The 6,000-nt window shown below is 68.2% G+C and carries 10 protein-coding genes, 1 tRNA gene and 1 pseudogene; 6 read left to right on the forward strand and 6 right to left on the reverse strand.

Annotated features, from left to right (window positions below; all coding sequences use genetic code 11):
• The first annotated feature begins 19 nt into the window (after positions 1-19).
• Positions 20-391 carry an MscL family protein gene (locus tag ASF50_RS14905; RefSeq protein ID WP_056865712.1) on the forward strand — a complete coding sequence of 124 codons (372 nt, stop codon included), beginning with the start codon at positions 20-22 and terminating at the stop codon, positions 389-391.
• Positions 392-429: 38 nt separating this feature from the next.
• Here ASF50_RS14905 and ASF50_RS14910 read toward each other — a convergent pair whose 3' ends face one another.
• Positions 430-624 (reverse strand): hypothetical protein, encoded by a 195-nt coding sequence (locus ASF50_RS14910; protein WP_056865804.1) that lies wholly within the window; start codon positions 622-624, stop codon positions 430-432.
• Positions 624-1,859, reverse strand: coding sequence for an LCP family protein (locus ASF50_RS14915; RefSeq protein WP_235557678.1), 1,236 nt, complete (start codon positions 1,857-1,859; stop codon positions 624-626). The genes ASF50_RS14910 and ASF50_RS14915 overlap by 1 nt, the downstream gene beginning before the upstream one ends.
• A 178-nt stretch (positions 1,860-2,037) precedes the next feature.
• On the opposite strand from ASF50_RS14915, the gene ASF50_RS14920 reads away from it, so the two are divergent.
• The 3 genes from ASF50_RS14920 (at position 2,038) to ASF50_RS14930 (ending at position 3,146) form a co-directional block, all read left to right on the forward strand.
• Positions 2,038-2,113, forward strand: a tRNA-Arg gene (locus ASF50_RS14920).
• Between the two features lie 289 nt (positions 2,114-2,402).
• Positions 2,403-2,624 carry a hypothetical protein gene (locus tag ASF50_RS14925; protein WP_056904912.1) on the forward strand — a complete coding sequence of 74 codons (222 nt, stop codon included), beginning with the start codon at positions 2,403-2,405 and terminating at the stop codon, positions 2,622-2,624.
• A 27-nt stretch (positions 2,625-2,651) separates the two neighbouring features.
• Positions 2,652-3,146, forward strand: coding sequence for a tyrosine-type recombinase/integrase (locus tag ASF50_RS14930; protein WP_056904913.1), 495 nt, complete (start codon positions 2,652-2,654; stop codon positions 3,144-3,146).
• Positions 3,147-3,151: 5 nt separating this feature from the next.
• On the opposite strand, the gene ASF50_RS19125 is transcribed toward ASF50_RS14930, so the two are convergent.
• The 3 genes from ASF50_RS19125 to ASF50_RS14940 are packed head-to-tail and all read right to left on the reverse strand — an operon-like array spanning position 3,152 to position 4,061.
• Positions 3,152-3,301, reverse strand: a complete 150-nt coding sequence (locus ASF50_RS19125) for a hypothetical protein (protein WP_156718304.1) — start codon at positions 3,299-3,301, stop codon at positions 3,152-3,154.
• Entirely contained in the window at positions 3,298-3,528 is a 231-nt protein-coding gene (locus tag ASF50_RS14935; RefSeq protein ID WP_056904914.1) for a hypothetical protein, read from the reverse strand. Before ASF50_RS14935 ends, ASF50_RS19125 begins: the two co-directional genes overlap by 4 nt.
• 8 nt (positions 3,529-3,536) lie before the next feature.
• The gene (locus tag ASF50_RS14940; RefSeq protein WP_156718305.1) at positions 3,537-4,061 is read right to left on the reverse strand and encodes a hypothetical protein; all 525 of its coding nucleotides are present in this window, start codon (positions 4,059-4,061) and stop codon (positions 3,537-3,539) included.
• A gap of 416 nt (positions 4,062-4,477) precedes the next feature.
• Here ASF50_RS14940 and ASF50_RS14945 point away from each other — a divergent pair, with 416 nt between their 5' ends.
• Complete coding sequence (locus tag ASF50_RS14945) at positions 4,478-4,957, forward strand: hypothetical protein (RefSeq protein WP_156718306.1); 480 nt, start codon at positions 4,478-4,480, stop codon at positions 4,955-4,957.
• A gap of 150 nt (positions 4,958-5,107) precedes the next feature.
• Positions 5,108-5,410, forward strand: coding sequence for a hypothetical protein (locus tag ASF50_RS14950; protein ID WP_056904917.1), 303 nt, complete (start codon positions 5,108-5,110; stop codon positions 5,408-5,410).
• Between the two features lie 58 nt (positions 5,411-5,468).
• On the opposite strand, the pseudogene ASF50_RS19315 reads toward ASF50_RS14950, so the two are convergent.
• A pseudogene (locus ASF50_RS19315) lies at positions 5,469-6,000 on the reverse strand (hypothetical protein); the annotation flags it as partial.

Consider the following 6,000-nt stretch of genomic DNA (forward strand, 5'->3'; position numbering starts at 1 on the left):
CGCACCCGAGGGAGAGCCCATGCTCGGTGGATTCAAGAACTTCCTGCTCCGCGGCAACCTGGTCGAGCTGGCCACGGCCTTCATCATGGCCGCCGCCTTCGCCTCCGTGGTCACCGCGACCGTCACGGTCATCATGGACCTGATCGGCAAGATCGGGGGCACGCCGAACTTCTCCGAGTACAACCCCGGCGGGGTCTCGGTCGGCGCGTGGCTGACCGCGCTCATCTCGTTCGTGATCATGGCCGCGGTCGTCTACTTCTTCATCGTCACGCCCTTCACCAAGGCCAAGGAGCGCTACTTCCCGAGCGCTCCTCCCGGCACGCCCGAGGACACGATGCTGTTGCGCGAGATCCGCGACGCGCTCAAGGGCCAGCAGACCCCCGGCGCCTGACCCGGGCCCGGCCCGCCCGGCGGGCCGGGACCCGTCGGTCAGGACCCGTGGTGCGGCGGCACCTGCTCGCGCAGCCAGGTGTCGCCGTCGCGACGCTCGCGCTCCCCCGAGGCGTCCCGCTCGTCGCGGGTGGTCTCGGGGAGCGCGTCGCCGAAGATCTCGGCCAGGCGCTTGCGGCGCTGCCACGCCGTCTCGGCCGGGAGGTCGCCCGGCGTGTCGCCCGCGGTCGCCATCAGGCGCACAGACCGGCGGCGCGCAGCTCCTCGGCCTTCGCCTCAGCGCCGGCCCCGCCGCCGCCACCGCTGCCGCCGGAGCCGCCGGCCCCGGTCGTGCCGGGCACGTTGCCGGCGCTGATGGCGCTGCTGGTGAGCCCCTTGGTGAGGGGCTCGTCCTTGCGCAGCGCGTTCCAGACGTCGTTGGCCTGGTCGGTCCACACCAGCCGGTTGGGGTCGGTGGGGTCGACGGTGTTGGGGATGGTGAGGAACTGGATCTTGTCCAGCCCGATGTCGCGGAACTCGTAGCCCAGCTTGGCGATCTTGGCCAGGCTGCCCATGTCGTCGTCGAGGGTGAGCGACTCGGTGGCGGCCTCGAGGAAGCCGAGCAGCCGTGCGGGGTTGGCCAGGGTGTTGGCCGAGACCACGGTGTGGGCCATGGAGGCGATGAAGGCCTGCTGGCGCTTCATGCGACCGATGTCGCTGCCGCCGGAGACGGCGTAGCGCTCGCGCACGTAGTTGAGCGCCTCGCGGCCCTCGAGCTCGCGGGTGCCGGCCTCGAGGTAGATCCCGTGGGCCCGGTCGTCGATGGTCTCGGGGATGCACATCTCGACGCCGCCCACGGCGTCGACCATGTCCTCGAAGCCCTCGAAGTCGACGACGACGAAGTGGTCGAGGCGGATGTCGGTGAGGTGCTCGAACTGCTGGACCGTGCAGGCGGGCCCGGCGAGCTCGAAGGCGGTGTTCCACATCTGGTAGGACGCCGCCGGGATGGTCTCGCCGTCGCCGGTCTTGCAGCTGGCGCGGTCGACCATCGAGTCGCGCGGGATGCTCACGCCGTAGGCGCGCTCGCGGTCGGCCGAGAGGTGCAGGAAGATCGTGGTGTCGGAGCGCTCGCCGCCGCCGGTGAGCCCGTCGATGTTGTTGCCCTCCCCGTCGCGGCTGTCGGAGCCCATGACGAGGATGTTGAGCGGCTCCTGGGGTCCGGCCACCTCGACCTTGTCGGGGCGCTCGCCCACGATCTGGTCGTCGATGTCGAGCACCGTGAGGTTGCCGCTGAGGTGGCGGTAGAGGTAGGTCACCGACAGCCCCGACACCATGCCGAGCACGAGCACCGTGGTGAGCACGACCTTGAGGACCGTGTGGGAGCGGCGTCGTCGTGCGCGTCGCTTCCCGGTGCGGGTCACGGCGGTGTCGGGAGTCGCCACGTCGGGCTGGCCGGTCGAGCCGTGCTCGGTCTGGTCGGGCACTGTCACCTCGGGAGTCGGGGATGCGGACCCACGGTAGACGGGTCGACCTAGTGTGCGGCGACAGCCGCGTTACACCCAAATCACCTCGCGCGCCCAACCGCCGCGCCGGACGTGCCGCTTATCGCGGTCTGCGCGCGGAGGGAGGTCGGTGACGTGGCAGGATGTCGGCGCGCACGACGCACCCGCCCCAGTAGCTCAGTGGATAGAGCAGCCGCCTCCTAAGCGAAAGGTCGCAAGTTCGACTCTTGCCTGGGGCACCACCCACAACCACTGTTTCGCCTGGTAAATCGGCGAATGAGGCCGTGAGCACCGCCACCGGCGCTCCCCATCCCCACGGGTCGGGACCACTTCGGACCACACGACCACGGTGCGGAAAGGCGTCCCGCGCGGGTCCAGGTGGTCGGACTTAGTAGTGCTCCGGCGTGCCGGGGTCTGCTGCACCATCCGGTGACAGGGTGGGTTAAGCCGCCTGGGTGGCGGTTGGGAGCATGGTCAACTCGTATTCGACCGGGGTCAATCGGCCGAGGGTGGCTCGTCGGCGCCAACGCTGTGCTGACCTACGCGGTGCAGGAGGACTACATCAGGACGCATCCGGCGGCGGCAGTGCGGAAGGAGTTGCGCAGCGTCAAGCGGAAGGAGTTCAAGGCGTACACGCTCACGCTGCCCGAAGCACAGCGCATTATCAGCCACCTGCCCGCAGGCCGCCACCGCCTGTTCGGTCTCGTGGGGCTGTGGGCAGGCTGCCGAGCCGGCGAGCTGGCAGGCCTCTGAGTCCGCAACGTCGACCGGCTGCGCAACGTGGTCCAGGTCGAGGAGACGGTGCAGGACCTCAACGGCATCCTGAGCGCGGGCACGACGAAGACGGACGGGGCGGCTGGTCGGCGCGTGCCGGTGCCGAAGGCGGTCATGGAGCAGATCGGCCAGCACACCGACGCCCATCGCGTCGGACCCGACGACTACCTGTTCGCCGGACCCAGCCCGTTCTTCCACTACCAGAACTTTCGGAACCGGCAGTGGCTCCCGGCAGTCAAGGCCGCTGGCCTCATGGGCGAGGACGGGCACCCGCTGGTCCGCTTCCACGACCTGCGGCACACGTTCGCCACGCTGCGCGCGATGGAGGGCGTTCCTCCCCACGTGCTCAAGAACTGGATGGGCCATGCGGACATCACCACGACGATGAATCTCTACAGCCACGTCTACGACGGCGACCCGCGCATGGAAGCCCTGGTCGGGCGGCTGTGCGGCGACGACACCGCCACCGTCTCCGCCCTCCCCACGGCGGACGAGGCGTGAGGGTGTCAGTCCTCGCGGTCCTCGGAGTCGCGGTCCTGCGAGTGCTTGATGGTGTCCGAGTCGTTGTTCTGCAAGGTCTGCATGCCGACCAGCTCGTCGCCGCTATCGGTCCCGCCTTCATCGTCGGGCTCGACCTCCGGCTCGCGATCACTCATGAGCCGTCCTCAGCGGTGTCGCGGTCGCCTTCGCCGGCCTCCTTGGTCTCGCGACCGCCCGAGCTGTCGTCCTTGCGAATGGTGTCGTGCTGCGTCTCCTGAAGGTCCATGTGCGGCTTTCGCGGGCTGGCACCACCGGTCACTGAGTCGAGTCGGGACTCCTGGAGGTCCCCCAGGCCCTCGTTCTCGTTCTGACCATCCGCCGACTCGGCTTCTTGCTCGCTCACGGGTCTCCTTAGAAGTACAACTGGTGTCCGACCACAACCAGCAACACACTAAGCGAGGCCAGTGACACTCCCATGGAGAAGACCGCGTACCCGAACCACCTGGCGCGGAAATCGGCGGTCTTCATTGCCCAATCCACTGCGCTGTCTTCGTGCAGTTCTCTTGCTCGAAGGAGCATCTCCGCTACATCCTTCGCCGCAGTGCCCCGCCGCTTGTCGTCGACCCAATCCTGCCAGTTCTCACGAAGTTGACTAACGCTTGGCACCTTCGACTCCCGAGTCTTGAAGGTCAGGAGGCAGCATCCACCGGCCAGCAGGAGGGTAGCGACGGTCAGCGCGAACAGCACCTTCATCAAGCAGGTGACATCTAGACCCTCGGGCAGGTTGGAGCCGAGGAGAAGCGCAAGGGTTACGCCGACGAAACCGAGGAGGGCGACAGCTCGGGTATGGAGCGACTCACCCCGGCTCTCGTGGTACGCGAACAGCCATCTGGCTTGATCGGTGAAGCGCTCGATCTCGTCTGCTTCATCATTCACGAAGGCACCGTAGTCGCCGAGCTCCCTCAGGCCTCGCCTCAAGTAGCGGAGGGTCGCCCCGCTCGACAGCGCCGGTGTGGCCGCAATCGACCACGGGGCAGACCACGTCGAGCGCAGAACGGGGCCGATCCTCTGTGCACTGGTAGGCCAGGACCAGCCGAAGGAGCCCACTATGCCCAGCACACCCACCGCGACTTACCGCGACGGCCTCACCATCGGACAGCTCGCCCGCCAAGTGGGAGCGTGACGCCTCGTTCGTCCGCGGCCTCATCGACAGCGGCAAGCTCGCCACGGACGAGCGCGGCTGCGTCACCGTGCAGTCGCTCCGCGACTTCTACCGCACCAACCCGCACCCGCTCGACGGGTGACTGGCTCTCTGCGCACGAGCGAATCGGATGTTGCCTAGGGTGAGGCCCATGAGGACGGCGCTCGGGATGGCGATGCTGGCATTGGCCCTAACCGCGTGCGGCGAAAGTGAGAACGAGGCAGCCGCCCCAACTGAAACCGTAACGGCGACGGTGACCGAGACAGTGACTGAGACGGTCACCGCGAGCCCGACGCCTGAGGAAACGACGTCGGAGCCGACACCGACTGAAGCGCCTACTGCTGAGGAAGATCCTTACGAGGACTTCCGCGACGACGAGGGTTTCGTGACGCGCGACGACTACCCCAGTAGCGAGTACGGGCTGGCGTGGCCGCTGACAGTTCCTGCCGGTTTCCTCGCCTGTCCGGAGAGCTTTGGGGAGGGCGCCGGGTCGGTCACCTTCATCACGCTCAACGGCGACGAGTACGCACTGAATGGGCAAGCACAACAGGACTACCCGGACATCCGCCCCATCACGAAGCGCGGGCAGATCGTCCTTCCATTGATCGACGCCGCGCTTGCCCTCTGCTGACGGGCACGCACCTAACGAGGCGCCGACCGGCCAGGCTGCCCGACCCCGAACGCGATCGGGCCGTAGAACGCGGAACGCAGGTAGGGCGGCCCAGGGGGGCCGACGGCGCATTCGTCTCGCCGCAAGTTGGTCATCGCCTAAGGTCGACGCATGGATGATGACGATCTGCTGGAGTTGGTGACCGACGCGTCTGGTGCGTTCGAAACTTACGCACTGCGTCACTTCAAACTGACGAGGAGGACACCGGCGGAGGGCGGTGAACGGCATCTGCTGCTGACGATTATGGATGCGGGCCCCGACGCTGGCGCGAACCGCTACATGGTCGAAGTGAAAGACGAGGAGCCTACGGGCGAGCCCTTCCCGCCATATAGCCTGAGCAATCCGGACTCGACCATTGAGGAAGCGCTGCGAGGCGTTCACTGGAACGAGTTCGACAAGTCGATCCCCAATTAGCCGTCGAGAGGGGCCAGCCCGCGGGCCAGCCCCTCTCGGAGTGATGTGCTGTGGCGCGCTACGCCTTGGTCGGCTTGGCGGTGACGACGTGCACCACGACCTCGCGGGTGCCGGGCTTCCAGCCCTTGTCGTGCTGGCCCGCTTCCACGGCCCGAGCGAGGTCCAGGTTCGTGATGAACCGGCGTGCGGTTGCGGTGGACACCTTGAGCGCCTCGGCGATCGCGTCGACGGTCTGCCCGTCCTCGCGCATCTTGGCGACGGCCTCGGCCTGCGCCCGGCCCTCCGTCCCCACGGCGAGGTACGGCAGCGAGCGGCGGGTGCCGTTGGCCCGGACCTTCAGGAGGCACGCCTGCCCGGTGGACAGCGCCTCGACGAGCGTCTTGGGCTCCGGCTGCGGCTGGGGCTGGGGCTGGGGCTTCGCGGGCGCGGCCTTTGCGGCAGCGGGCTTCTGCTCCTTCGGAGCAACGGCCTTCGCAGCGGGCTGCGGCTTGGTCGCGGCGGGCTTGCGGGTGGCGGGCTTGCGGGTGGCGGGCTTGCGGGTGGCGGGCTTGCGGGTGGCGGGCTTGCGGGTGGCGGGCTTGCGGGTGGCG

Source organism: Nocardioides sp. Leaf307, from assembly GCF_001423135.1.
In the GTDB taxonomy this organism is placed as follows: domain Bacteria; phylum Actinomycetota; class Actinomycetes; order Propionibacteriales; family Nocardioidaceae; genus Nocardioides; species Nocardioides kribbensis.